This is a genomic window from Synechococcus sp. HK05, from assembly GCF_019104765.1.
Lineage (GTDB): Bacteria > Cyanobacteriota > Cyanobacteriia > PCC-6307 > Cyanobiaceae > Vulcanococcus.
In genome coordinates, this window is sequence record NZ_JAHRXJ010000004.1 from 160166 (window position 1) to 184417 (window position 24252).

The 24252-nt window shown below is 65.0% G+C and carries 29 protein-coding genes; 15 read left to right on the forward strand and 14 right to left on the reverse strand.

Annotated features, from left to right (window positions below; all coding sequences use genetic code 11):
* The first annotated feature begins 27 nt into the window (after window positions 1-27).
* From ggpS to KUL97_RS04085, 5 genes are read left to right on the forward strand one after another with little or no spacing between them, the layout of a single operon-like run.
* A complete protein-coding gene (ggpS, locus tag KUL97_RS04065; RefSeq protein WP_217795696.1) occupies window positions 28-1527 on the forward strand; it encodes a glucosylglycerol-phosphate synthase in 1500 nt (499 codons plus the stop codon).
* The gene (locus tag KUL97_RS04070; protein ID WP_217795697.1) at window positions 1527-2780 is read left to right on the forward strand and encodes an ABC transporter substrate-binding protein; all 1254 of its coding nucleotides are present in this window, start codon (window positions 1527-1529) and stop codon (window positions 2778-2780) included. Before ggpS ends, KUL97_RS04070 begins: the two co-directional genes overlap by 1 nt.
* A complete protein-coding gene (locus KUL97_RS04075) occupies window positions 2780-3655 on the forward strand; it encodes a carbohydrate ABC transporter permease (protein ID WP_217795698.1) in 876 nt (291 codons plus the stop codon). The genes KUL97_RS04070 and KUL97_RS04075 overlap by 1 nt, the downstream gene beginning before the upstream one ends.
* Window positions 3655-4452 carry a carbohydrate ABC transporter permease gene (locus KUL97_RS04080; RefSeq protein ID WP_217795699.1) on the forward strand — a complete coding sequence of 266 codons (798 nt, stop codon included), beginning with the start codon at window positions 3655-3657 and terminating at the stop codon, window positions 4450-4452. The genes KUL97_RS04075 and KUL97_RS04080 overlap by 1 nt, the downstream gene beginning before the upstream one ends.
* Window positions 4449-5489, forward strand: a complete 1041-nt coding sequence (locus tag KUL97_RS04085) for an ABC transporter ATP-binding protein (protein WP_217795700.1) — start codon at window positions 4449-4451, stop codon at window positions 5487-5489. The genes KUL97_RS04080 and KUL97_RS04085 overlap by 4 nt, the downstream gene beginning before the upstream one ends.
* Here KUL97_RS04085 and KUL97_RS04090 read toward each other — a convergent pair.
* The gene (locus KUL97_RS04090; protein WP_217796025.1) at window positions 5470-7017 is read right to left on the reverse strand and encodes a hypothetical protein; all 1548 of its coding nucleotides are present in this window, start codon (window positions 7015-7017) and stop codon (window positions 5470-5472) included. The genes KUL97_RS04085 and KUL97_RS04090 overlap by 20 nt on opposite strands.
* 65 nt (window positions 7018-7082) lie before the next feature.
* Here KUL97_RS04090 and stpA point away from each other — a divergent pair, with 65 nt between their 5' ends.
* A complete protein-coding gene (gene stpA, locus KUL97_RS04095; RefSeq protein ID WP_217795701.1) occupies window positions 7083-8285 on the forward strand; it encodes a glucosylglycerol 3-phosphatase in 1203 nt (400 codons plus the stop codon).
* 70 nt (window positions 8286-8355) lie between these two features.
* Window positions 8356-10092, forward strand: coding sequence for an alpha-amylase family protein (locus KUL97_RS04100; RefSeq protein WP_217795702.1), 1737 nt, complete (start codon window positions 8356-8358; stop codon window positions 10090-10092).
* Here the strand turns inward: KUL97_RS04100 and KUL97_RS04105 are convergent.
* Together KUL97_RS04105 and glpK are read right to left on the reverse strand one after the other, a co-directional pair.
* A complete protein-coding gene (locus KUL97_RS04105) occupies window positions 9999-11537 on the reverse strand; it encodes a glycerol-3-phosphate dehydrogenase/oxidase (protein ID WP_254896175.1) in 1539 nt (512 codons plus the stop codon). The genes KUL97_RS04100 and KUL97_RS04105 overlap by 94 nt on opposite strands.
* Window positions 11524-13038, reverse strand: coding sequence for a glycerol kinase GlpK (glpK, locus tag KUL97_RS04110; RefSeq protein WP_217795704.1), 1515 nt, complete (start codon window positions 13036-13038; stop codon window positions 11524-11526). Before glpK ends, KUL97_RS04105 begins: the two co-directional genes overlap by 14 nt.
* Before the next feature lie 86 nt (window positions 13039-13124).
* On the opposite strand from glpK, the gene KUL97_RS04115 reads away from it, so the two are divergent.
* The 3 genes from KUL97_RS04115 to KUL97_RS04125 are packed head-to-tail and all read left to right on the forward strand — an operon-like array spanning window position 13125 to window position 15046.
* The gene (locus KUL97_RS04115; RefSeq protein ID WP_217795705.1) at window positions 13125-14153 is read left to right on the forward strand and encodes a mechanosensitive ion channel family protein; all 1029 of its coding nucleotides are present in this window, start codon (window positions 13125-13127) and stop codon (window positions 14151-14153) included.
* Window positions 14154-14213: 60 nt separating this feature from the next.
* On the forward strand, window positions 14214-14450 hold the full coding sequence (gene rpmB / locus KUL97_RS04120; RefSeq protein WP_010308706.1) for a 50S ribosomal protein L28: 237 nt from the start codon (window positions 14214-14216) through the stop codon (window positions 14448-14450).
* Between the two features lie 23 nt (window positions 14451-14473).
* Entirely contained in the window at window positions 14474-15046 is a 573-nt protein-coding gene (locus tag KUL97_RS04125; RefSeq protein WP_217795706.1) for a peroxiredoxin, read from the forward strand.
* Here KUL97_RS04125 and KUL97_RS04130 read toward each other — a convergent pair.
* From KUL97_RS04130 to KUL97_RS04180, 11 genes are all read right to left on the reverse strand, one after another.
* Complete coding sequence (locus tag KUL97_RS04130) at window positions 15012-15602, reverse strand: C39 family peptidase (RefSeq protein WP_217795707.1); 591 nt, start codon at window positions 15600-15602, stop codon at window positions 15012-15014. The genes KUL97_RS04125 and KUL97_RS04130 overlap by 35 nt on opposite strands.
* 5 nt (window positions 15603-15607) lie before the next feature.
* Complete coding sequence (locus tag KUL97_RS04135) at window positions 15608-15787, reverse strand: hypothetical protein (protein WP_217795708.1); 180 nt, start codon at window positions 15785-15787, stop codon at window positions 15608-15610.
* 75 nt (window positions 15788-15862) lie between these two features.
* A complete protein-coding gene (csaB, locus tag KUL97_RS04140; RefSeq protein ID WP_368656085.1) occupies window positions 15863-16906 on the reverse strand; it encodes a polysaccharide pyruvyl transferase CsaB in 1044 nt (347 codons plus the stop codon).
* 45 nt (window positions 16907-16951) lie between these two features.
* Window positions 16952-17101 carry a hypothetical protein gene (locus tag KUL97_RS04145; RefSeq protein ID WP_217795710.1) on the reverse strand — a complete coding sequence of 50 codons (150 nt, stop codon included), beginning with the start codon at window positions 17099-17101 and terminating at the stop codon, window positions 16952-16954.
* Between the two features lie 133 nt (window positions 17102-17234).
* A complete protein-coding gene (locus KUL97_RS04150; protein WP_217795711.1) occupies window positions 17235-17402 on the reverse strand; it encodes a hypothetical protein in 168 nt (55 codons plus the stop codon).
* Window positions 17403-17496: 94 nt separating this feature from the next.
* Window positions 17497-18297, reverse strand: a complete 801-nt coding sequence (locus KUL97_RS04155) for a PAS domain S-box protein (RefSeq protein ID WP_217795712.1) — start codon at window positions 18295-18297, stop codon at window positions 17497-17499.
* Window positions 18298-18453: 156 nt separating this feature from the next.
* The gene (locus KUL97_RS04160; RefSeq protein ID WP_217795713.1) at window positions 18454-19968 is read right to left on the reverse strand and encodes an alpha/beta fold hydrolase; all 1515 of its coding nucleotides are present in this window, start codon (window positions 19966-19968) and stop codon (window positions 18454-18456) included.
* Between the two features lie 25 nt (window positions 19969-19993).
* Window positions 19994-20170 (reverse strand): hypothetical protein, encoded by a 177-nt coding sequence (locus KUL97_RS04165; protein ID WP_217795714.1) that lies wholly within the window; start codon window positions 20168-20170, stop codon window positions 19994-19996.
* On the reverse strand, window positions 20167-20637 hold the full coding sequence (locus KUL97_RS04170) for a hypothetical protein (RefSeq protein WP_217795715.1): 471 nt from the start codon (window positions 20635-20637) through the stop codon (window positions 20167-20169). Before KUL97_RS04170 ends, KUL97_RS04165 begins: the two co-directional genes overlap by 4 nt.
* Window positions 20634-21047 carry a hypothetical protein gene (locus KUL97_RS04175; protein ID WP_217795716.1) on the reverse strand — a complete coding sequence of 138 codons (414 nt, stop codon included), beginning with the start codon at window positions 21045-21047 and terminating at the stop codon, window positions 20634-20636. The genes KUL97_RS04170 and KUL97_RS04175 overlap by 4 nt, the downstream gene beginning before the upstream one ends.
* Before the next feature lie 86 nt (window positions 21048-21133).
* Entirely contained in the window at window positions 21134-21724 is a 591-nt protein-coding gene (locus tag KUL97_RS04180; RefSeq protein WP_217795717.1) for a hypothetical protein, read from the reverse strand.
* A gap of 136 nt (window positions 21725-21860) precedes the next feature.
* On the opposite strand from KUL97_RS04180, the gene KUL97_RS04185 reads away from it, so the two are divergent.
* The 5 genes from KUL97_RS04185 (at window position 21861) to KUL97_RS04205 (ending at window position 24231) form a co-directional block, all read left to right on the forward strand.
* Window positions 21861-22097 carry a hypothetical protein gene (locus tag KUL97_RS04185; RefSeq protein ID WP_217795718.1) on the forward strand — a complete coding sequence of 79 codons (237 nt, stop codon included), beginning with the start codon at window positions 21861-21863 and terminating at the stop codon, window positions 22095-22097.
* 266 nt (window positions 22098-22363) lie between these two features.
* Complete coding sequence (locus KUL97_RS04190; protein WP_217795719.1) at window positions 22364-22522, forward strand: hypothetical protein; 159 nt, start codon at window positions 22364-22366, stop codon at window positions 22520-22522.
* 6 nt (window positions 22523-22528) lie between these two features.
* A complete protein-coding gene (locus KUL97_RS04195; protein WP_217795720.1) occupies window positions 22529-23101 on the forward strand; it encodes a DUF296 domain-containing protein in 573 nt (190 codons plus the stop codon).
* The gene (locus tag KUL97_RS04200; protein WP_217795722.1) at window positions 23094-23663 is read left to right on the forward strand and encodes a hypothetical protein; all 570 of its coding nucleotides are present in this window, start codon (window positions 23094-23096) and stop codon (window positions 23661-23663) included. Before KUL97_RS04195 ends, KUL97_RS04200 begins: the two co-directional genes overlap by 8 nt.
* On the forward strand, window positions 23656-24231 hold the full coding sequence (locus KUL97_RS04205; protein ID WP_217795723.1) for a rhomboid family intramembrane serine protease: 576 nt from the start codon (window positions 23656-23658) through the stop codon (window positions 24229-24231). The genes KUL97_RS04200 and KUL97_RS04205 overlap by 8 nt, the downstream gene beginning before the upstream one ends.
* Window positions 24232-24252: the final 21 nt, after the last annotated feature.

A 24252-nucleotide genomic window follows, 5' to 3' on the forward strand; every position in this document is an offset into this window, starting at 1 on the left:
TGAGCTGCAGTCCCTTGAATGCGCAGCATGCCGAGTTCCTTCGTGTTGGTCTATCACCGCTCACCTTTTGATGAGGTGATCGACTCCGAAGGGCAGCGTCAGTGGCAGGACCAGAAAAGTCCAAACGGGATCATCCCCACGCTGCGCAATTTGTTCCGCTCACAGCCCTCCGGCACCTGGATTGCCTGGCGCGAGGACGCGGCGACCGATGCGGAGGATGAAACCCTCACGGTTGATGCGTCGGTGGATGGTGCGCCGCCGATTCGCTTGCGCCGGATTCCCCTGCGCAAGCAGCAGATCGGTAGCTTCTATCACGTGACCTCAAAAGAATCGATCTGGCCGATTCTGCATAGCTTCCCCGGCTTCTTTGAGGTGAACAATGCCGACTGGAAAACCTTCCAAGACGTGAACCGGCGCTTCGCTGAAGCGGCCTGCAAGGAAGCGGCACCCGGTGCTTCCATCTGGATTCACGATTACAACCTCTGGCTCACACCCGGCTACATCCGGGAGCTGCGGCCTGACGTCAAGATCAGCCTGTTTCACCACACACCCTTCCCGAGCAGTGATGTGTTCAGCATCCTGCCCTGGCGCGAGGAAATCCTCGAAAGTCTGCTGAGCTGTGATGCTGTGGGCTTCCACATCCCGCGCTACGCCGAAAACTTCGCCCGAGCCGCCAGCAGTCTGCTCGCAGTGGAGAAAGGTCCGAAAACCACCGTTGCCTCCCACTTCCTGCCCTGCGGCAGCGCCCTCGCCCAACCCGATGCCACGCCTTGGATCGAGTACCGCGGACGGCGCGTGCAACTGGTGTCCACGCCGGTGGGCACCAGTCCAGAGGTGATCACCACCCTGCGCAACAGCGCGGGCGTGCAACAGCTGATCAGCGAGATCGAGGAGGGCAGCAAGCGGGGTCGCCGCTTGATCCTCTCCGCCAGCCGGGTGGACTACACCAAGGGCAATCAGGAACTGCTCCTCGCCTACGAACGGCTGATGGAACGGCGCCCTGATCTGCACGGCGAGGTGGTGCTGGTGCTTGCCTGCGTGGCTGCCAATTCCGGGATGAAGGTGTACACAGACACCCAGCGCAGCATCGAGGAGATGGTGGGCCGCATCAACGGCCGATTCAGCCGCATCGACTGGGTGCCGATTCGTCTCACCACCCAGCGCATTCCCTACGAGGAAATGGTGGCCTGGTTTGCCTCCGCCGACATCTGCTGGATCACACCACTGCGCGATGGCCTGAATCTGGTGGCTAAGGAATATGCCGCAGCTCGGAAAGGCAAGGGGGGCACGCTTGTGCTCTCCGAATTCACTGGAGCCTCCGTGGTGATGAAGGGTGCTGTGCTCACCAATCCCTATTCCCATCGCCGCATGGATGAGGCGATTGAAGCGGCCCTGGCGATGCCTCCTGAACAGCAGTCGAGCCGTATGGCCTCGATGGTGCAGGCGGTGGAGCGCCTCAGCGTGGACAACTGGGCTGAGGAACAGCTGCGGGCCATCCAACCGATGCAACCGGCGCTCATCGCTTGATGGCGCGCCGCTGGCCACTGGTACTGCTGGTGATGCTCACCAGCGTGTTGCTGGGGCTGTGGGGCCTGGCCGCTACTGCCGTGGAGCGGGTGACTGTGCTGATGCCGGCGCCCTTCGCTGAGGCCACCACAGAATTGGTGAAGGCGTTCAACCGCGAGCATCCCGGTCTTGAACTGAGCGTGAGCCGAGGACCGCTGGAAACCGAGGCGGTATCGGATCTGGCGATCAGCAGTCTGCTGTTGGGAAGCAGTCCCTACGACCTGCTGCTGATGGACGTCACCTGGACGCCGAAATACGCAGCAGCGGGCTGGCTGGAGCCGCTGGAGCACTGGCTGGGCGACGATGCATTGGCCGATCTGGCTCCCGGGGCGGAGCTGGGTAATGCCTTCAACGGGCATCTCTGGCGCTTCCCACTGGTGGCGGACATGGGCCTGCTGTTCTGGCGCACCGATCTGATGGAGGCCCCACCGCGCACACCGGCGGAGCTCGAGGCGATCAGCCGGCGCCTTCAGGCCAGCGGTGAGGTGCCGTGGGGGTACGTCTGGGAAGGCAAGCAATACGAAGGCCTGAGCTGCGTGATGGTGGAGATGCTGCGCGGCTTCGGGGGGCACTGGCTGGATCACAACCAGCCCGACCTGAGCAGCCCAGCGGCCATCGAGGCCACCACCTGGCTGAACCATCTGGTGGAGGCCGGCATCACGCCGCCCACGGTGACCAACATGGCTGAACCGGAGGCGCTGCAGGCCTTTCAGGCGGGGGATGCCGCGTTCATGCGCAACTGGCCCTATGCCTGGGCTGAACTGAATCGGGCCGAGTCGCCCCTGCGCGGCAAGGTGGGCATCACCACGATGGTGAGTCAGCCCGGGGAACCCCACGCCGCCACCCAGGGCAGCTGGGGGCTGGCCGTGCTGGCGGGCTCTCGCCACAAGCAGGCCGCTGTGGAGGCGCTGCGCTTCCTCACCAGTGAGGAGGCGCAGAAGCAGCTGAATCTGCAGTGGGGTTACACCCCCACGCGGGTCAGCGTCTTCAACGACCCCGAACTGTTAGCGACCAACCCAGTGCTGGCCGAGCTGAAGCTCGCCCTGGGCGATGCCGTGCTGCGACCGCTCACCCCCATCTACGCCCAGCTGAGTGATTTGCTCTACCGCGACGTGAACGCCGTGTTCAGCGGCGCTGTGGAGCCGGCGCCGGCGATGCAGCAGCTGCAGACCAACAGCGAGCGACTGTTGCTTACGGCGGGGGCAGCAGGGTGATGCGCTGGCGCTTCTGGCTGCTCATGGCGCCGGCTCTGCTCTGGCTGGTGGCGATGTTTGCTGCACCGCTGCTCCACTACGCCTGGCTCAGCACCCAGGCCGAGACGGTGCTCACCGGCCTTCAGCCCAGGCCGGTCGGTGCCGAGCAGTGGCTGCGGCTCTGGAACGATGCCCGCTTCTGGCAAGACACCTGGCAGACGCTGCGCTTCAGCGCTGCATCTGTGGGGCTCGAGATGCTGCTGGGACTGGCCATGGCCTTGCTGCTGCATCAGCCTCTGCGGGGTCGCGGGCCCCTGCGCACCATCAGCCTGTTGCCCTGGGCGCTGCCCACCACCGTGATGGCCCTCGGTTGGCGCTGGATCTTCAACGATCCCTACGGGCCGATCAATCAACTCAGCAACCGGCTTGGGCTGGGCCCGATTCCTTTTCTCTCCAATCCAGCGATCACCTGGATGGCCGCGGTGTGGGCCGACACCTGGAAAACCACCCCATTCGTAGCGCTGCTGCTGCTGGCAGGGCTGCAGACGATTCCGTCGGATCTCTATGAAGCAGCGGCCTTGGAGGGCGCCGGCCCCTGGCAGAGCCTGCGCCGCATCACCTTGCCGTTGCTCACCCCCTATCTACTGATCGCTCTGCTGTTCCGCCTGGCCCAGGCCCTCGGGGTCTTCGATTTGATCCAGGTGCTCACGGGTGGTGGACCAGCCGGCAGCACCGAAAGCCTGGCCCTCTACGCCTACCTCAACGCGATGCGCTTCCTGGATTTCGGCTACAGCGCCACGGTGATGCTCGGCTCATTTGCAGTGCTGCTGTTGGTGGCGGCCGCCGCTGCAGGCGCCGTTCGCCTCACGCGACCCACGCCAGGAGGGGTGCGCTGATGGCTCGCCTCGTGCTGCTGATCTGGAGCTTGGGCCCCATGCTCTGGCAGCTCTACACCTCCCTGCGGCCCACGGAAGCGCTCACGGGAGGGCTGGGTCGCCAGGCCGGCTGGACCCTGAGCCACTACCAGCTCCTGTTGCAGGGCGAGCCTCCGTTTCTGCTCTATCTCGTTAACAGTGCCGTGGTGGGGGCCACCAGCACCGCCCTCACCCTGGCCCTGGCGGTGCCCTGTGCCTATGGCCTCAGCCGGATCGGCCGCACGGTCTCGCGCGGTGTATCGCTGCTGGTGGCCGGTGCCGCCGCGTTCCCAGCGGTGCTGCTGTTCCTGGCCTTGCTGGAGGTGGCACGCGACTGGCATCTGGCCAACAACCTGTTGGCCCTGAGCCTTCCCTATGCAGGTTTATGCCTGCCATTGGCGATCCTGCTGCTGCAGGCCTCATTCCGCGATCTGCCTCTGGAATTGGAGGAGGCAGCGGTGATGGAGGGCATGGGCCTCTGGCAGCGCCTGCGCTGGGTGCTGCTGCCGCTAATGGCCCCGGCGATCGCTAGCGCTGCCCTGTTGATCTTCATCTTCTGCTGGAACGAATACCCAATCGCCCTCACCTGGCTCAGCCGCAGCGATCTGCTCACGCTTGCCCCAGCCATGGCCCGCATCGCCGGATCGTCGGTGTACACCATTCCCTATGGCGCCTTCGCCGCCGCCACCGTGCTGGGAAGCACCCCACTGATCCTGCTGATGCTGCTGTTCCAGCGGCAGATCATCAGCGGCCTCACCCAGGGAGCGATCAAAGGATGACCACCACCCCACCCGCCCTGGCTGCAGGCCTGGTCTTGCACAGGCTCAGCCGCCGCGTGCAGCAACAAACGCTGCTCGATCAGCTCAGCCTGGAGGTGGCGCCTGGCGAGATCTTGGCTCTGCTGGGCCCCAGCGGTTGCGGCAAAAGCACCACGCTGCGGCTGATCGCCGGCCTCGACCCCGTGAGCGCCGGTGAGATCCGCCTCGGTGGAGCGGCGATCACCCACCTCCCGCCGGCTCAGCGGCAAGTGGCGATGGTGTTCCAGAGCTATGCCCTGTTCCCGCATCTGAGCGTGGAGCGCAATCTCAGCCTGGGCATGGAGCTGCGCGGTGTGCCGAAAGCTGAAATCGCCCGCGATCTTGATCAGGTGCTGGCCCTGTTGCAGCTGGAGGAGCTGCGCACGCGCCGGCCGGCGGCCCTCTCCGGTGGCCAGCGGCAGCGGGTGGCTCTCGCACGCGCCCTGCTGCGCAAACCGGCCCTGTTTCTGCTGGATGAGCCGATGAGCAATCTCGATGCTCAGCTGCGGGAAGACCTGCGCGGTGAACTGCGCACCCTGTTGCGCAGCACCGGGGTGCCGGTGGTGTATGTGACCCACGACCAGCATGAGGCGATGGGACTGGCGGATCGCATCGCCGTGCTGCGTGCAGGGCAGCTGCAACAGATCGGCACCGCGGAGGAGCTCTACAACACCCCCACAAATCGCTTCGTGGCGAGCTTCCTGGGCAATCCCACAATCAATCTGATCGATACGGCTGAACTGCAGCTGGGCCTGAGGCCGGAGCGGTTGCAGCTGGCCGCAGCAGGCAGTGCGATCGGCGCGGGCTGGTCGGCCCTGGAGGGGAAGCTCAGCCATCGAGAGTGGCTGGGGGATCGCGTGATCTCCCACGTGCACTGCCCCGGCCACGGCACGTTGAAGGTGATCGGTGATGCCGGCCCGGTGGCCGATGCGGTTCAGGTGCGCTGGCGGCAGGAGGCAGAACTACGGTTCGAGCGCGAGAGCGGAGTGCTGCTGCCGCTCACCACACGTTCTCAATAACGTTCATCGCCTGCAGGTAGGCCGGCAGATCGTCGCTGTTCACCGATTCATCGTCGACAAAGCTGTCGCCACCAGCGGAGCGGCGGGCCAGATCGGCTACCACCGCGCTCACCATCAAATCGAGGGCGGCTGGGTTGTCGAGATTCTGGAGAGCGTCGGCATAACGACGGCTATGGGTGGGGCGCACCGATTCCTGGCAGTAATTGCTCAGCTCGCGGCTTTCAGTCATCACCGCGAAAGCGGTCTGTTTGGAACTCTGACGACCAAAGATCGCCATATAGAGCAAGTTGCCGAGGGAGGCGTCGTGGATCGGAATCGAATACTGGCGGAGGATCTGCGGCCAATAGCGCAGCGAGCGCAGACCTTCCAGGCCACCTTTCGCTAAACCGGCCTGCTCACACCACTGCTCGAATTCCTCCAGGCTGGCCGGGCAGCGGCCAAGGTCGCGCATGCGCTCAGCCAGCACCACCCCGGCCTGAAAATTGCGGGTGGGACTGCCGGTGCTGGGCAGCATCATGCTGCCGCGCACATCCGCCACCATCGCCGTGAGCTGCGAGAAGGTGTGATCGCGCACCTTTTCCATGTCACCATCGCGAACCAGCGCCGCTTCAATGCGCTGCACGCCGTAACCGAGCTCCGTGAGCGCGATCGGCTGGCGGTAATACAGCCGCTGGCGGTCGCTGCGTGCCATTGAGACCGTGGCGGCCTGATCGAGGCACTGCTCCAACAGAAGTGTGAGCAGCGTGGGCAGAACACCTGGATTCTCACGGTGGTAGGTGTAACCAAACCCCGCGAAGATCGAGGCCATGTTCTTGGCCGCCTTGATGTATTGCCCCTCGATATTGTGCACTCCCGCCGACACTTGAATGTTGGGTGACAGGCGATCCAGCAGGCGTGCACCTAATAACGCCGTGAGGGCATTGGGATGGCAGAAATTAGCGGTGAAGCTATCGAGCGGGTTCCGCAGGGCTCCATGGCGATGGAAGCCGCTGAAGAAGGCCAGGTTGGGCTGCTTCTGGCACAGGACATAGGCCTCATTGGTGATCGGATCGTGGCAAAACGATCCCGCCAGACAGGCCAACACCACATGTTCACGGCGCAGGACCTGCCGCAGTTCCAGCGACTCCTGCAGATCTTCCTCGACGTGGTTGCTGTTGGCGCTCAGCACCACAACATCGCAACGTTCGATCAGATCCCGCAGGGTGTTGGGCACGCGGCTGGTGCCCTGCAGGTGGCTCCCCATCTGCTCCATCGTGGCGATGTGCTCGGGGTCCATCCCCGCCAGATCTCGCTCCGAGAAGGCACCCAGCAACCGGCGACCAGGGCGAGGAGCCAGCAGCAGCCGCGATCCATCGGTCTGCATGGCGCAGTTGTAAGCCAGAGCAGCCGGATACAGACCAACGCTGTAGAAGCCCACTTTTCCCTGCTCCAGCGCCAGCAAGCGCTCGCGGATCAGTGTGGGATCAAGGTTGGGCTCAAAAAATCCGTTCTGCAAAACCAGTCTGTTGGAGGCACACCACCCCTCCATCTTGCGGGCTGAACCGACAAGCATGGGAGGGTGGAGCAACCCGTACCCCCAGGTGCCGCCCACCGATGCCGCGTCTCAGCCTGGACGAACTGCTGCTGGAACTCACGGCTGAGGAGGATCTGCTGTTTGTTCAGGACCTCGATGGCGTGTGCATGCCGCTGGTGCGCGACCCGCTGACCCGCAGGCTGCAACCGCAGACGATCCGTGCTGCAGCGCGGCTAGGCGACTGCTTCCGCGTGCTCACCAACGGCGAACACGGCGGGCGCCGCGGCGTGAACCGACTGGTGGAGCAGGCGCTGCAACCCGAGGTCGATCCAGCACAGGCAGGGCTCTATCTGCCGGGCCTGGCCGCCGGTGGCGTGCAACTGCAAACGCGGCATGGCGTCCTGAGCCATCCGGGGGTGAGCGAGGCCGAACTGGAGTTCCTGCAGAGCGTGCCGTTGCGGATGCGCGACCGCCTGGCGCCGCTGCTGGAGCAGACCTTGCCCCACAGCACTCGCGCAGAGCGCGAACAGCTGCTGGATCGGATCGTGCTCGACAACGCCGTCTCCCCCACCACCAACATCAATTTGGTGGTGAAGCAGCTGCAGGGCGATCTGCCGCGGATTCAGCAGCTCCAGGAGCAATGCCTGGAGCTCTTGCTCGAGCTGCTCCATCAAGCAGAACGCGCAGGGCTAAGCAACAGCTTCTTCCTTCACCTAGCGCCCAATCTGGGGCTCGAGGGCAACCGCGAACGCCTGCGCCCGGCCTGCGCCGATCGGTCCGGCACCACCGATTTTCAATTCATGCTGCAAGGCGCCGTGAAGGAGGCAGGCCTGCTGGTGCTGATCAACGAGCATGTGCGCCGCCGCACCGGCTCGGCTCCGCTGGGAGACGAGTTCAATGTGCGATCGGCGCCGCGGGATCTCGATGCGCTCACGGCCCTCTGCGTCGAGCGAATTCCAGCGGAGCTGATGCCAACACTCACAGGCGTGGGCGACACGATCACCTCAGAACCCACACCCGATGGCCGGGGCTGGCAACGGGGCGGTAGCGACCGTGGTTTTCTCACGCTGGTGCAACAGCTGGGCAACGCCTATGGGCGGCCCAACAGGGTGATGCTGGTGGACAGCAGTGGCGGGGAACTGGAGCGGCCCAGCCATCGCGATCCCCACTTGCGCGGTCTCACCGATCCAGAGGATCCACTGCAGCTCAATGTGCTTGTGCCAGGCGGGCCCGCGGCCTATTGCGACTGGTTTGAGCAGCTCAGCCGACAGCGAAACGTTTGAGTGGAGGATGGCCGGGGGCTGACAGCGCCGCCCGGCCGCCTTATGTCTGAAGAAGGCGCAGGTCAGGCCGATGGCGGTTCATGCGGACGCTGGGGTACCCACCGCCCAGCCATGGTGGGACGGTGCGGTGATCTATCAGCTGATGCCCCGCAGCTTCAGCGATGCCAACGGCGATGGCATCGGTGATCTGCAGGGCCTCCAGAACCGTCTGAGCTATCTGCGCTGGCTGGGGGTGGACGCCATCTGGCTCACACCGATCTATCCCTCACCGTTGCGGGACGGCGGTTACGACATCACGGATTTCACCGACGTGCACCCAGAACTGGGTGATTTGGCTGGGCTGCATCGCTTGATTGAGGCCGCCCACGGCCACGGGCTCAAGGTGATCCTCGATCTGGTGTTGAACCACACCAGCAACCTGCATCCCTGGTTCCAGCGGGCCCGCTTCGCAGCTCCTGGCAGCGCCGAGCGCAACTACTACGTCTGGAGTGACAGCGATGAGCGCTACGGCAGTGCGCCCGTACTGTTCCGCCATTTCGAGCGCTCGAACTGGCAATGGGATGCCTTGGCCGGGCAGTTTTATCTGCATCGCTTTCTGCATCACCAGCCCGATCTCAATTACGACAACCCCGCCGTGCAGGAGGCGATGCTCCAGGTGGTGGAGTTCTGGCTCGAGCGCGGTGTGGATGGCTTCCGCCTCGATGCCATTCCATTTCTATTTGAACGGGAGGACACCCGTTGTGAGGGGCTCCCGGAGACCCACGCCTTCCTGAAGCGTCTGCGCAGCCGCGTGCAGGCGTGCAGCCGTCGCCGCGGGCGGCCAGAGGTGCTGCTGCTGGCGGAAGCGATTCAGCCGATGGATGAGGCGATGCCTTACCTCGATGAGGGAGAGCTGCACGCCGCCTTCAACTTCGCGCTCACCGCCCATCTGTTCGCTGCGGTGTCGTATGGCCAGGCGGCCCATCTGGTGCAGTTCCTCAACGAGCTGAGCGAGCGTGATGTGGGCCGGGGCTGGGCCCTGCCACTGCGCAACCACGATGAACTCTGGTTGGGCGATGGGCACCTGGTGCCGCAGGAGGTGATCCATCGCATCCGCAACGGCCTGCCCGCCGCTCAGGGGCACTGGCTCAACTGGGGCATCAACCGCCGCCTGGCACCCCTGCTCAACGGTGATCCCAGGCCCAACATGGCGCTCCATGCCCTGCTGTACAGCCTGCCCGGCATGCCGTGCCTCTATTACGGCGATGAACTGGGGATGGGCGACTGGCCCGGTCTGCGGGATCGCGATACCAATCGCACGCCGATGGCCTGGACACCGGATCGCAACGGCGGATTTTCCTCCGCGGCGGATCCGTTGCTGGTGCTACCGCCGATCACCGCGCCGGGATACGACTACCGCGTGGTGAATGTGGAGGTTCAGAAATCGCTGAACGGCTCCCTGCTGAATTGGCATCGCCGCATGTTGATGAGCCGCAAGCTCCTGCCGGCCCTGCGCCACGGGGATTTCCACATGCTGCCCAGCGGCCACCCGAGCATGGTGAGCTACGTGCGCCAAAGCCCGGAAATGACCGTGCTGGTGGCCGTCAACCTGAGCGGAACCGGCGCGTCAACCCAGCTGAACCTGGAGCCGTGGCAGGGGCAGCGGGTGCGTGAACTGCTCTGGGGTTGTGACTTTCCAGAGGCCACAGGAGAGTGGTTTGTGTATCTGCCGGCCTACGGATTCGGCTGGTGGCTGCTCGGGGATGCGGAATTGAGTTCCTCCAGCAGGCCAGATGCTGCAGCGGTGAGCCGCTCCGCCTCGGCCTGATCCAGAAAACCGAGGCGGGAGCGACGTTGCAGCAAGTCATCGCTGCTGCGGGCCAGCTCATGGCGGTGATTGAAGCGCCACTCGGCCACGCTCACAGGCACCACGGCACTGAGCGGCTCTAGGGCGGCGCGATCGGGAGCCTCATCCAGCAGTTGTCGCGCCCGTAGCCCATAGCTGCCGATCAGATGAGCTGCCTGCTGGGCACCACCAGGCAGCTCAGCCACCAGTTGAGCGCGCAGCTGTTGCACAGCACTGCCCGTTTCCGCCGCCGTGGCGGCAGCACCCAGCAGGGGCAGGGGCTGAGCCTGGCTCCCTTGGCCGCCCATCACGCGCAGAGCATCCAAAGCAAGGGTGCGGCAGGTGGTCCATTTGCCGCCCAGCAGGCTGATCAGGCCGCAGGGGAGTTGTTCCACCTCGTGTTCGCGCACCACGCGGCTGCTGCTGGCGCCGCCCGCCGGTTGGATCAAGGGGCGCCCACCGGCCCAGCTGGCGCTGATCGCCTTAGCGCTGAAGCCGGGAAACCACTGCTGCAGGTGCTCCACCAGGTAGGTGGTTTCCTCCGGCGTCACCTGGGTGGCCGCATCCGCTGGGCAGGCCTGGTCGGTGGTGCCCACCAGCGTGCGGCCGAGAAAAGGAAGCACAAACAACACCCGGCCATCGCGGGTGTGCGGAATCAGCAGCCCCACGCCAGCGGGACAGAGCGACGCACGCAGCACCAGGTGCATACCGCGGCTCACCAGCAGCCGCGGCGGGGCATCGGGCTGAGCCAGCTGCCGGAGCCGATCAGCTGCGATGCCGGTGGCATTCACGATCCGCGGCGCCTCCCAGCGCTGTTGACGGCCGTCTGTGCCCTGACTGATCGCCGCCTGCAGGCGGCCGTTGCTCTGCTCGAAACCCACCACCGAACAGTCGCGCTGCACCACAACGCCAGCCGCTTGAGCGGTAAGCACCAGCAGCAGGTTGAGGCGGGCGTCATCGAACTGGCCGTCGCTGTAGAGCAGCCCGCCATGCAGCTCCAGCTGGAGCCCCGGCAACAGCTGTTGAAGCTGCGCGGCGTTGAGGCCCTGGGTGGGTTTCAGGTTGGCGGCCCCAGCCAGCTGGTCGTACATGCCCAGCCCCAGGCGGTAGTAGAGCTGCTCGAAGGCATGGCGCGTCGGCAGCGCAATGCGCAGTTCTCGGGCCAGATAAGGCGCCTGGTCGATCCAATAGCGCCGTTCGGCGAGCGCTTCGCGCACCAGCTTCAGCTGCGCGGGATCGGCCCGCTTGAAGGCCAGCTCCAGGTAACGCACACCGCCATGCAGCAGCTTCGTGCTGCGGGAGCTGGTGCCGATGGCTGGATCGTGCGCTTCGAGCAGGGCCACCTTCAAACCGCGCCGCACAGCCTCGAGGGCGAGGCAAGCGCCGCTGCTGCCGGCGCCGATCACCACCAGGTCAAAGGTTTGCATCACCATGCCAATGCAGACAACGACGGACGGCTTCCTGCCAGCGGCGGCGCCAGAGCTGACGATCCGCGGCTGACAACTGGGGCTCAAAGCGGCTGGAGCTGGCCACAACGCGCTGGCGGATCGCATCGAGATCACGCACCACGCCCACCTCCTGCCCGGCCATCAGGGCCACGCCCCGGGCGGTGGATTCCAGATGGGCGGGACGGCGCACCGCCAGGGCCGTGCTGTCGGCCTGGGCCTGCATCAACACATTGGAGGCTGCGGCACCGCCATCCACCGCAAGCTCCTGCAGGGGCTGGCCCAAGGCGGCTTCGGCCGTATCCACCAACGTGCTCACGGCCAAGGCGATTCCATTGAGGGCAGCGCGGGCCAGATGAGCGGCACTGGTGTCGCGGGTGAGGCCGATCAGCAAACCGCGGGCGCTTGGATCCCAGTGGGGCGAGCCCCAGCCGGTGAAGGCCGGCACCAGCATCAACGCACCAGCGGAGGGCACCGAAGCAGCCAGGGCATCGATCTCGGCAGACGACTCGATCAGTCCCAGCCCATCGCGCAGCCACTGCACCACGGTGCCGGCATTGAACAGGCTGCCCTCAATGCAATAGGTGGTACGGCCACTGGCATCACTCCAGCCCACTGTGCTGAGCAGCCCGCCTTCCGCCCGCACGGGCTGATCGCCGCAGGCCACCACCAGAAATGCACCGGTGCCGTAGGTGCACTTGGCCTGGCCTGGTGACAAGCAGAGCTGGCCATAGGTGGCCGCTTGCTGATCGCCGAGCACCGCCGTGATCGGCACGCCCGCGAAAGGCAGCCCGGGGGCGATGCAAGCGAAGCTGCCGCGACTGGGCAGCAGCTGCGGCAGCTCATCGCTGGAGAGCCCCACCGCGGCCAGGGCCTGCGGCAGCCAGACGCGCTGCTCGAGATCCATGAGCAACGTACGGCTGGCGTTGCTGTGGTCAGTGGCGTGCAGTTGCTTGCCGCTGAGCTGCCAGAGCAGCCAGCTGTCGACGGTGCCGACGCAGAGATCTCCCGCAGCCTGAGTGGCCGCAGCCTCAGGCGTGTGATCGAGCAACCAGCGAATCTTGCTGGCACTGAAATAGGGATCGAGCACCAGGCCGGTGCGCTGCTGCCACTCGGCTGCATCCGGGCGCTGCTGCCAGCGGCGGCAGAGTTCACTGGTGCGGCGGTCCTGCCAGACCAGGACCGGGCCCAGGGAAGCGCCATCGCTGCGCCGCCAGAGCACCGTGGTTTCCCGTTGGTTGGTGACGCCGCAGGCGCAAACAGCGCGGCGTTGGCTGTCAGTGAGCGCCCGCTCGAGCTCCTGCATCGCCTGCAGCTGGCTCGCCCAGATCGCTTGCGCCTGCTGCTCCACCCAGCCATCGGCCGGGTAGTGGATCGCCAACGGCACCTGAGCGGAAGCCAGGGGCTCACCCTGGGGGTTGAACACCACGGCACGCGAACTGCTGGTGCCCTGATCCAGTGCCAGCAGCAGAGGTTCTGTCATCGAGCAGATCCCTTTCCCCACACAGTTAGGCCGCTAGCCCGGAACTGTCAGGCGACAGTGGGCTGAACGGACACAACACGCCAGCGATGCCTCTGGAGCCGACCACCCTTCTGCCCGCGCTACTCACCCTGGTGGGTGGAGGATTCCTCTCGATCCTTCTGGCTCGGGTCGTCACCGTGGTGGCGGGGCGGGTGGTGTGGCGGACCCGCTCCGGCACCGACGACTTCATCGTGCAGGTGCTGGGCGACACGATTCCTCCCGCCGGCTGGGTGCTGAGCGCCGCCCTGGCCTGGCAGATCGTTCCCACCAGCGCTGCCGGGGATCAGGTGGCCTTTGGACTCGCCAAGTTGATCCTGGTGGTGTTGTTGGTGCGGCTGGTGAACCGCATCGGCATCCGGCTTCTGCGGAGCTGGGCCAGCCGGCAGAGTGAGGAGGCCGTTGCCACGATGATTCGATCGCTGGCGCCCCTGATGCGCGCGCTGGTGTGGACCATCGGCGCCGTGTTTTATCTGCAGAACATCGGCGTGCAGATGGCGGCGATCTGGGCCTTGCTCAGCGCCGGCGGCATCGGTGCTGGTCTGGCCCTGCGGGAACCGGTGGCTGAGTTCTTCGAATACATCACGATCCTGTTGGACAAGCCCTTTGTGAGCGGGCAGTTCATCAACGTGGGCTCGGTTTGGGCCACGGTGGAGCGCGTGGGGGTGCGCAGCACGCGGCTACGCAGCATCAACGGCGAGGCGATCGTGATGAGCAACAGCTCCCTCACCACGTCGGTGGTGGCGAACTACGGGGAGATGGAACGCCGCCGCCTCATCTATCGGTTGGGCGTCACCTACGACACCGACCACAGCACCCTGGCGCGAATCCCCGCCTTGCTGCAGGGGATCGTGAACAGCGGTGGCGACGCCCAGTTTGACCGGTGCCATTTCGTGGCCTTCAACGACAGCAGCCTCGATTTCGAACTGGTGTATTTCGTGCCCAGCAAAGACTTTCTGCAGGCGATGAACGTGCAACAGCGGATCAACCTGGAGATCGTGCGGCGCTTCGCCGAGGAGGAGATTGAGTTCGCCTTCCCCACCCGAACCGTTCAACTGATCCAGCCTTCCACCAACTGATAAGGTGGCTGCTTGGCTCCCATGGGGCCACGTCGTCAACATTTCCCCAGAAGGTCGGTCATGTCCCGGGTCTGCCAACTCACCGGCAAGCGCGCCAACAACGGCATGGCCGTGTCCCACTCCCACGTGCGGACCAAAAAGCTCCAGCAGGTGAACCTCCAGGAGCGCCGCCTCTGGTGGGCTGAGGGCAACCGCTTCGTGAAGCTGCGCGTGTCCACCCGCGCCCTCAAGACCATCCAGAAGAAGGGTCTCGGTGCCTACGCCAAAGAGCTGGGCATCAACCTGGCCAAAATCTGAGTTCCAACGAACTGAGAGATGAGATGCAGCGCCGCCAAGTTCTGAGCGGGCTTGCCATCACCTCCATGAGCCTGCTGGGTTGGTCCCGGCAGGCTTTTGCATTGGGTGGTGTGCTGCCAACCGGGGGGGAACCGGCTCCGGCCTTTCACCTGGATGGGGTGGTGCCAGGTCCGGATGGAAGCGCCATCGAAGCGAACCGAAGCCTGGCCGACTTCGCCGGCCGTTGGCTGGTGCTCTACTTCTACCCGCGCGATTTCACCGAGGGCTGCACCATCGAGGCCCGTGGTTTTCAGCGTGATCTGGCGGCCTTCCACCAGGCCGGAGCCGAGGTGGTGGGCGTGAGTGCCGACAGCGCCGAATCCCACGCGGAGTTCTGCGGGAGCGAGGCGCTGGCCTATCCGCTTCTCTCCGATCCCGGCGGGCAGGTGAGCAAGGCCTACGGCAGTTGGATCGCTCCGTTTTCGCAGCGCCACACCTTCTTGATCGATCCCGATGGGGTGCTCCGCCAGATCTGGGTGGCCGTGCGGCCCAGCGGCCACAGCCAGGAAGTGCTGAGCAGTCTCAAGATCCTGGCGGCAGACCATCCGTCCGCCTGAAGGTCATGCACCAGCCGCTGCCTGGGCCCTCCACCTCCCAGCGGGGCAGCCAGTGGCGCCAGCTGTAGGCCACGTTGTGGCCGCCTGAGCCCACCCGCACATAGCCGCCACGCACGTTGTCGAGTTCGCCGTAGGGGTCATTGAAGATGCCGGCGCCGGGCTCGAACCCCACAGCCAGGATCCAGTGGCCACCGCCCCGCGGTGCGGACGAAGGCCCGTGGTGCAGAAACCCAGTACCCACCGGATAACCAGCCTTCAATTCAGCCTCCAGCAGCTGCCGATCACCAGTGGTTCGGTACTGGGCCGCCACGCCGTAATCGGCGCAGGCCTGGATCTGAGCCTGGGCTGAGGTGGTGTCGCCGTAGCGGCGCAGCGTGTGCAGATAGGTGTCGTCGGCGTTGGAGCCCTTCAACGCCTCCGGTCTCAGAAATTTCACGGCCATGGCGCAGGTGCTGGAAAAGCACATGCGATAGGCCTGGCCGGGAATCCGGCTGTCGGTTTGCACGTAGTACTGGTGCACGGGCAGCAACAGGTGCTGCCCGGTGGAGAGAGTCATGGCCTCTAGGCCGCTTCCCTCCTGGTAGCACGCTCCATCCGATTCAGGTGCGCCATGCCCACATGCAGGCTGTCGCAGTAGAGGCAGGTGCCTTGAAAACACACCTGAAACAGCTCCCCGGAACTGGCATGGAGCTGATGGATCGTGCCGCCTCGGGCACCGATCAATACCGGTTGAGAGGTCATGCTGAACACCCAGCCATCAACGGCCAGAGGGTCGCTAACCCGTCACGCTTGCACCATCGGTAGAAATACCGCCACTCAGCGCTCCAGCTGCAGCAGCAGATCACGATGCAGGGCGGTGGACTGCGCCATGGCTTGCAGCGAGGCCGACGCAGGCGGGTGCTCAAAGGCGTCCAACCAGGCAGCCAACACCACGGCAGGGTCAACATCTCGGTCGGCGAGATCCAGGCAACCGCAGCCCAGCTCTGTGGCGCAAGCCTGAACCTTCGGGTCGTAACTCAAGGCACTCACTGGACTGCCCGCCAATGCAGCCAGGATCAGAGCATGCAAACGCATCGCCAACACCAGTGAGGCGCTGCGGAACAGCGCCATCGCCTCCGCAGGCGTGCTGGCCTGCACCACTCGGCTGCGCCGGTGCAAGGCCTCACCCATCAGCCCCTGCTGGTGCAACTGATCAAGTAGGTGCTGATCTTGATCGCGATGAAAGGGCAGCCAGATCACCTCGCGCTGGGTCTGCTCAGCCAGCTGCTCCAGGGCGCTCAGATACGGGCACCAGGCTTGCGCCTGCAGGTGATGCGTGGGCCGCCAGCACACCACGATCGGGCCCCCGAGCCCCAGCCAGTGCTGCCGCGGCAGGCTCCACACCGCATCCGTCCCGTGGGGGGCGGCCACCCCCAACTGCCGGGCCAACTGGGCGGAAGACGCATCACGCCAGGTGATGGCGCTCACCATGGGCAGCAGCAACCGCACCAAGGCACGGCTGCGGCGGCGACGCAGGGGGCCCAAGCCCTGGGCCCAAAGCAACACCGGTTTGCCCTGCAGCCGCGCCGCGCTGATCAAAGCGGCGTAGTAGAGCAGGCTGCGAAAACTGGTGGAATCCTGCAGCAAACTGCCCCCGCCCAGCACCAGGGCCCGGCAACGGCGTAACGCCGACAGCACCGCCGACAGGCTGCGCCGATTCACGCTGGCCACACCGTGCTGGCGGCTGATCTCCTCCTGATCAAAGGCGGTGACGAGCGGCACAGACGAGGGCGGCAGCTGGGCCAGCAACGCCTCCAGCAGCGCGTCATCCCCGAGGTTGTGCTCGCCGTAGTAGCCGCACAGGAGCACGGGTGTCGTCACACGGGGCCGCTCAGATCCGGTCCAGCTTGGCACCAGCCCAGCGGTTCAAGCCGCTGCAGCCAGGCGCTGGCGCAGCAGGGCAATCTGCTCGTCGATCAACAGGCGCGCGGCGCTGAGGCTGGCGGTGCGACCCAAAACAGCGCCACTCGAGTGCTGAATCAGATAAGCACCGTCGCAGCGGGGGTAGCCGATCAACTGAATACGGCAACCCCGGTGGAGCCAGCAGGGAGGTGGCGCTGAGGCAGACATGAGCTGTTGCAGCTTCCTCTGCACTGCAACGCAGCCGAACCAGATCACAATCGATCCTGTGCCCGTTGGGCAGCTGTCTTCAGCGTTGGCCCAACAGCTCAAGCCAGGTTGGCCCAAGCGGCTCATCCGCCCCCAACTCCAACCTGGAACAGGGAATGGTGATCACCATCTCGGCGTGCGGCAACACATCGCTGGCGTGCATCGGCTCGGCCGTCACAACCACAGGCCAGGGAGTCGCGGGAGTCATGGAACGGCGCTCACACCTCCACTCTCAGCCGAGCTCATCGAAGTGGGAAGCAGCCTGCACGGCAGGGCGCGGTGACCGGGCACACAGGGCAGGCCTAAGCGATCGGGGCTCCAGCGTGCAGACGCTCCGCCAGAGCCAGCGCCTCTTGGGCCAGCCTCTGCTCATGGGCTACACGATCGCTCACATCCCGCTGCACCGACACCCAATGGGTGTGCCATCCATTGGGATCCGCCAGTGGCGCCACCTTGAGATCAATCCAGCAGGTCGATCCATCCCGTCGGTAGTTGAGAACCTGCATCCGCGACGGTTCCCATTGGTCCATGGCTCGCCGTAGGCGACCGGTCGCCTCCCGGCAGGTGTCGGGCCCTTGGAAGAGCCTCGGGCTACGACCCAATACCTCATGAAGCCCGTAGCCGGTCTGATCCAACAGCGACTGGTTGGCGAACACGATCAGCGGGCCCGGCACGTCCAGGGGTTCCGCCAACGTCACCAACACTGCATCCTGGGCAGTGTCGAGCACCGCTTCCAGCAAAAGGCGGTAGGTGTCTTCAGGAGCATCCGAATCGGCTTCGTGCAGGCGCTGAGCGCGGCGCCGCAAGATCCCAACTCCAAACCCGCAATCGGTGCGGAAGAGGCGAATGCGCGTGGCCAGTTCGAACTGGGTGGGTTGGGCGAGGGCCACCACATGGTCGCGGGGGCCAGCCATAAGGCGATCCCGCTCCTGAACAATCAGTTCGGCCAGGGCTGGCCAGCACTGCTTCAGGGGTTGGCCGCACCAGTGACCGTCCTTGATGCCGAGGCGAAGGGCGGCCGTGCGATCCACATGGCTGATGGAACCGTCGGGACCACACAACAGCAGCCCATCGCCCGGTTCAAGCAGGAAATACGGGCGCACACCGCAGCAACAGGGGCACTGACGCTAAGCAGAAGCCACGCACAGGCGCTGGCTTTCCCATAAAAAACAGCCCTGACGGGCTGTGTGAGGAGGCTTCAGCGCCAGCAAAGCGAGCGCGGTGGCACCAGGCCATGGGGATGGATACCTACAGGTGGTTCAGCGGCCATGAACCAGGTCGCTCACATCAGCCATCGGCTTGCCGCTGCTCCCCCAGGATCCCTGGGGCAACAGAGGAGGTGCACCCGGGGCAGGCTTCACCGCTGGCCCGGCGGCAAACGAGCGATCCGTCCACTCCACCAGCAAGGGCGCCAGCGGGCCGCCATCAGCTGATTGGCCCGGGCGCAGGTTGAAGTGATCACCCCCTTGCACCAGAACCAACTGATTGCCGCGGGGATTGGATTCGGAGAAGGGCTCGACGGCTTCAGGGTCGGGAGGGACCACCCAATCGTGGGTTCCGCTCACCAGCAACACGCGGCCGGTGATGTGTTGGGCCGCTCCCTTGGGGAAGAGCAACGACACCGGAGGGCTCACCGCCGCAACGGCGATCACGCGCGGGTCATCCACCGCCGCTTGGCTCACCGCTGAGAGCCAACTGCACTGAAGCGTCCAGCTGAGGTTGCGTTCAGGGTCATCCACGTTGGTGCAGCGCGCCCGCAGGGCCTGATCTTCGGGCTTGAGCCCGGCCAGTTGCAGGGCGGTGGTCGCCCCCCAGGAGTGACCGATCACCACCACGCGATCAGCACTCACACCCGCCAACGCGCTCAACTGGCCTTGGGCCGCGGCATCGTTGATCGCGGTGATGTCTTGAGCGCGCAGGGCCAGCTCCTCCGGGGAGGGAGGTGGAGCCTGACCGGAGAGCACCTCATGTTGTTGATGCTTGTCACTCCCAGGGTGGCGAGGCAACACCACGCTGTAACCCTGTGCGGCTAAGCGTTGGCCCCAACCTTCGAAATTGCGGGGGCTATCCCAAAGACCATGGGAAATCACCACCAAGCGGCCCGTGCCGCCGTCGGTTGGCCGCATCACCACCAGCTCCAGGGGTTCGGATCGGTGACGCACCGGCAGCTTGGTGCGCTGAACGGCAACAGGTGAGGTGGCAACGCCGTCCGGGGCTGCGGGTGCGGGCAGCGCGGAGGCCATCAAGCGTTCAGCCCGGCGCCGGTGGCGCAACATCCGCGCCAGCACCACTTGGGCCTGCGAAAGGTTGAGGCGAACCCGCTCTCCGGGAATCGCTTCCATCAGCTGCAACAGCGTGGGCTGACCGTCAGAAGACCGGGCGGTGGCCTGCTCGAGGGCCTGCTTCAGGGTTTCACCACTGAGATCCGGACTGTGGCCTTCCACCGTGCCAAAAGAGGACACCAGCAGCAGCACCTGCTCCAGCAGCGGCGAACCGGTGGAGCTATCCACCAGCTGGCGAAAGCTCACCGGCACCGGATGGTTGAGGAACTTGAGCAAATTGCGGCCCAGTTCGCCGTTGCTGGCACGATCCAGCTCAGCCAGATCGCTGCTCCCCTGCATCAAAGCCTCAGGAGTTTTCAACTCACTGAGCTTCACCTTCAGCGTGTTTTCCAGCAGCGGGAGCTCCACCACCACCTCGTCAAGCGCCAGGGCCGGACCACAGGTGCCAGCCATGCACGCCAGCACCGCAGCGGAACGGAACAACCAATGCATCCCCAGGCCAGCGTGGGCGATCAGGCTAAGGGGACTCCATCGGCTCAATGCGGTAGTACTCACGATCATCGGAGCAGCAGAGGTCGGCGTAGTAGCGCTCGAGGACCGCGTAAGCCTCGTCGTACGACGCAAAACAACACCCCGCGATGCCGTCGCTGAGGCCATCGTCACGCGTGATCCGAAAGCCAGCGTTGATTGTCATGGGCGAACCATCGCATGAACGGCACTGAGCAGAGTCGCCGCGTGAAGGCCCTCGCCATGGGCGCGGAGCAGAGCTGGTACGCCGATGCTCTGGCGCTGGGGATGCAGCTGATGCAAGGGCACCAGCCAGAAGCGCCACTGCTCCGGATCAAGGGGATCTGGATCCACAGCTTCAGCGGCAGCTTGCAGGGGATCCAGAAGGCAAAACAGCTGAGCCTGCAGGGAGCGAGGTCCCAACCGAAACACGGCAGGCCGCGGCTGATCGGCCCTGGCTGAGCTCACCGCCAAGCCGAAACCAAGCCAGAACACCTCGCTGAGGGGCCAGCTTGCGGGAGGTGGCGTGGCATCACTGGGGAGGCCCAAGGCCGTGATCACCTGCCAGAGGGCGCAGCCGTGCAGAAGCCGATCGTCGAGCAGATCGGGATGGAACCAATTCAGAAAGGCTGAGCGGCTGATTGGGGAGGTCATCGAAGCAACAGCCAAACCAGTAGCAGCACCAACAGGGCGATCGTGGCGCCCGCTCCCGCCCCCACCACCACCAGCACCCGACGGGTTGTGACGGGCCACCAGAGCAGACCAATCCAGATGGGCAACAACGGCCACAGCAGAGGAATCAACAGCGAGGCCGCCGCCAGCACCAACAACGTGCGTCGCCGCTGAGCCTGGCGCTGGCCTTGCAGCTGCAGCTCAGCGCGCTCCTCATCACTGAGCCAGCGCCCGTGTTGACGCGCCTGCTCGAGTTCACGCTCGAGGTTGGCTGCATGCCCCTGGGAAGCCGAAAGCTCCGCCACGGCATCGAGCACGCCAGCGCCGGCATCCCGCAGCAGCGACGCCCCCACCAGAACAGCGCGGTGCATGCCATGACGCAGACGACTCATCAGCTGAAGCGGCAAGACCTAAAAAAAGCTCCGGCAGCGCCGGAGCTTTGGATGGTGGCAGAGATGCGATCCGTCTCGCCCAGACCTCACCAGAGGCCGCGAACCGGAGCGGCAGGAGCTGCAGACTCGCTCACCTGGGTGTAAGCAGCGATGCAAGCCGGGGTGTTCACATACCAGCTGAGCAGCGATGTTTTGCGCTGGGTGTTGGAGGCATCCACGTTGCACACGTTCATCGCACCCTGCAGGCGCTCATCCACGGGCAGCAGGTTCATCATCCCGAAACCCGACAGCTGACCATCAACGGAATCCAAGATGATGGCGCTGCGGACAGATTCCAGCGCCTTCTGCTGGCTGTAATAAGGGGTGTAGTTGTTCTGCCCGATGCTGTCGCTGAGGAACTGCACACCTTTGTCGCTATAGAGGAAGTCGGCGACAGCGACCACATCCACGGAGTACGACTTCGACAGACCAGCCTGGAGCTCATCTTGGCTGTAACCGGAGCCGGCGATCAGACCACCGGGAACCGGCGTGTCGTTGGTGCCATCAAGGGGATTCAGCACATCAGAGCGCGGGCCCAGGCAATTCACACACACCGTGCGTGCCGTGAGGGGAATGGCCTGCGCTGCGCCGGCGAACACGATGCCGGCGGCGGCGGCAACTGCAAAAGGTTTCAACATGGGAAAGGATCCTCGCAACACATACGTAGACATTCACCAAAGTGCTGTCAATTCATTTGCAGCACTCAGCCACAAACAAGGCGCGCGGGCAGCCATCACGCCGGAGCTGTGACAACCTGGGAAGCGTCCACCGGTGATGACTGTGGCGTTTCTCTGTCAGCTGCACGTGTACACCGGCTGCGCCGGGGTCACCACGATGGTGATGCACGCCCAGAGCCACGCTCAGGCGCAGCTGGCGGCACGCGAGCTGTTTCCTGCCTGCCGGGTGGACGTGGTGGCCATGGAGCCGTCGCCACGCCGCACCAACACCCAGGCCTCACCTCCGGCTGTGCGCGACAACACGGCAATCGACAACATGCCAATGCTGGAGTGAGGGCACTCCTCTTGGAGGTTGCTCGGTGATTCCAACAGGCTTCCTGGTGCTGGCCAAAGCGTGGCCGCGGATTCTGATCGCGTCCGGCCTGGCGGCCGCGGGGGCGCTCACACTGGAATTGCTCTGGCCGCACTGAAGCCAAGGCCGGCGAGCCCCGCTGAGCACTCCTCTGTGAAGAGATCAAACGCCAGAGCCAACCCGGAGCCCTGAACGAGACAAACCCGGATCACCTGTCTTAAGATTTTCTCAAGGTCTGACAGGTTGCGTTGAACGAAAACAATCCCGTGCTCCATGCCATGCGCCAGGAATTGCAGGAGCTGAAGGGTCGGTACCACCGTCAACCCAGCGACTTCAACCGCTACCAGCTGGTGCGGCACGAACAGCGCCTGGCTCAGTGGGTACCCTCGGAGCTTCTGAGCGTCTGATCGGCCATGCGGGCACTGCCCCTCCACCTCGAGGCCGGCGCTGATCTGAGGGCGAGCCTGGAGCAGCTGGCACGCGAGCAGCAAGCCTCAGGGTTCGTGTTGAGCGTGGTGGGCAACCTCCGCCAGGCCTGTTTCGCCTGCCCCGGGCTGGATGAGCCCACGCGGGTGCAAGGCGAGTTGGAAATCATCACCCTGCAGGGCACCCTGTCTCCGCAGGGCGTTCACCTTCACCTGAGCTTGTCGGATCCGGGCTGCCAGGTGTGGGGCGGCCACCTGGAGCACGGCAGCGTGGTGCTGAAGGGGGCCGATCTGTTGGTGGGCTTCCTGGATCAGGTCAGCGTCCCTAGCCCCGCTGCAGCCCCAACGGCTGCCCGGGTGCAGGTGGCCCTGCGCGAGGGCTGCGCTTGGTCGCGCCGCACCGAACGGCTCCTACAGGGGCTGGGTATTGCTTACGAACTGGTCGCACCCGCTCCAGGGGCACTGCCACAAATCTGGATCGACGGGCACGCCATCGGTGGGTATCCCGAGCTGGCAGCCCTCCAAACCCGGGGCGATCTCCAAAGCCTTCGCCATGGCTGAGTGTCAACTCACAACCCTCGCAGGCTGTGAGTTGGTGATCGGCCGCTATCCACGGTTCCTCTATGACGCCAGCGGTGGCCAGGCGCTGGGCTGCAGCGCAAGCGGCCCGGCTGAGGCGCTGACGCTGCACTTCTCGCCGGAACAAACGGCCATTCCCCCACTCAACGGCAGCTCCACTCGCTTTCTGGGCCTGCCCCTGCCGCCAGGGCTCTCCGTGGCGATCCATCCCGTGGCGTTAGGCGGTCGCTTTATCGCCGCAACCGGCGAGCTGGAGCTGGAGTTCCAGGCACGCTTTCGCTTTCGCGCTGCACTCGGCGGGCGGGTACAGATCACCGCACCGGATCTCGTGGTGAACACGGTGCTCAGCACCGAAGCGATGCAAAGCCGGCGGCACCAACGCCAGGGGCAACGGCTCTTGGCCTCCCAACCAGGGGTGCTGGTAGGAGCCGCCTTGATCGAGCCCACCGGTGAAGCCTGGCTCGACCGCTTTTTGGGATTACCGGATGAAGCGCTGGCGGTGTTGCGTTGTCAACTCAGCCTGAAGGAGGGCAAGCATGCGTGAACGACTGGCCAAACTCGGCACCAATCTGTTGATCCCGCCACTGATCCTGCTCATCCCCTGGAGCCAGGAGCTGATCGATCAACTCGTCTTCCGCGGCTCATGGAATCTGCCGATGACACCGCGAGGCCCTGTCCTCGGGGTGCTCACGGCCCCCTTCAGCCATGGCGGCTTTGGCCACCTGCTGGCCAACAGCCTGATGTTCGTGCCGCTGTCGTGGCTCGTGCTGGCCAAAAGCCGCCGCGACTACGTCGCCGTCTGGCTGGGTGTGTTGATCAGCGCTCTTCCGGTGTGGTGGTTCTGGCCCCGAGCCAGTCATGGCCTCTCGGGGGTGGTGTACGGGCTCCTGGGATATCTGCTGGTGATCGGATGGTTGGAGAAACAACCGCTATCCCTGCTGCTGTCGGTGATCGCACTGGTGAGCTACGGGGGCGTACTCCCCAGCCTGATTCCCTTGTTTTCACCAGCAGGTGTGAGCTGGATCGGCCACGCGAGTGGGTTTGCGGGCGGCGTGCTGGCGGCCTGGGCCGTGCAACGTCAGCCCACACCACCATCCGGCCAGCAGCGGTAAAACTCAGCCACGCCAATTCAC